This is a genomic window from Actinoplanes sp. G11-F43 (genome assembly GCF_050589265.1).
GTDB lineage: Bacteria > Actinomycetota > Actinomycetes > Mycobacteriales > Micromonosporaceae > Actinoplanes.
The window spans coordinates 1-1,258 of sequence record NZ_JBNZCE010000114.1; the positions used below are offsets into that span (position 1 = coordinate 1).

Below are 1,258 nucleotides of genomic sequence, written 5' to 3' on the forward strand. Positions count from 1 at the left end.
ACAACGGAGCCACCACACCAGCAGCACCCAACTCCCGGATCAACTCCGCGATCGCCGCCGGACCCTCGGGCAACACCGACACCACACCCGTGATGTCCGCCTGGCCGGTATCGCGAAGAACCTCGGCGCCACGCTCTGCCAATGTCGCCCTGACCGTGTCGGCGTCGGTACCAGCGCCGAGGACCAGCCACCTGCCCGACAACGCCACCGAGGACTCCGTCACCGGAACCCAGCTCACCCGATAACGCCAATCAGCCACCGCAGCATCGGCGTGGCTACGCCGCCGATAATCAGCCAGCACCGGCAACACATCGCCCAAACCGGCACTGTCAACGTTCAACCTGGCAGCGAACTCGACCAGATCACCACCCTCGACAGCAGCCCAGAACTCGGCATCACCCTCAGCAACCCGCGCAGCCTGCTGAGCACTCGGCCAGAAGAACCGACGCTGGAACGCATACGTCGGTAGACAGACCGTTCTCCCCCCGCCCAGCACCACCGACCAGTCAACGGCGACACCGTTGACGAACGCCTCAGCAAACGACGCCATCAGACGCTGCGCGCCACCGTCATCACGACGAAGACTGCCCACAGTGACAGCGGCGTCGACAGCCTGGATCAACACCGGATGCGGAGAACACTCAACGAACACGCCGTGACCGGAATCGGTCAGCGCTTTCACGGCCCTGTCGAACTCGACGGTCTCCCGGAGTGACGAGTACCAGTAGTCGGCGTCCAACTCCGGACCTGACAGCCACTGCCCGGTCAGCGCCGACACCATCGGGATCGCGGCACGCCCAGGAACGATCCCGTCCAGCACGGTCAAGATCTCGTCCCGCAGCTGCTCGACCTGCGGACCATGCGAGGCGTAATCCACCGGGATCAACCGGGTTCGCACCGCATCACCACACGCGGCCTGCAACTCGTGCAGCGCTCCCGGCTCACCGGAAACCACCGTCGCCGACGGACCGTTCACCGCAGCGATCGACAGACGATCACCAAAGGAGGCAATCCTGCCCCGGACCGCGTCCACCGGCTCCGCGATCGACAGCATCCCGCCATGACCCGCCAACGCCGCCAGGGTGCGACTACGCAACGCGACAACCTTCGCCGCGTCCTCCAACGACAGAATGCCCGCCACCGCAGCAGCCGCGATCTCACCCTGCGAATGACCCACCACCGCATCCGGCTCCACACCGGCAGCACGCCACACCGCAGCCAGCGACACCATCACCGCCCACAACGCCGGCTGCACCAC

1 protein-coding gene is annotated in these 1,258 nt (G+C 66.0%); it reads right to left on the reverse strand.

What is annotated here, in order from left to right; translation table 11 throughout:
* Positions 1-1,258, reverse strand: a 1,258-nt coding sequence (locus ACQ0O7_RS45160) for an acyltransferase domain-containing protein (protein WP_430792111.1), incomplete at both ends; no start/stop codon positions are given.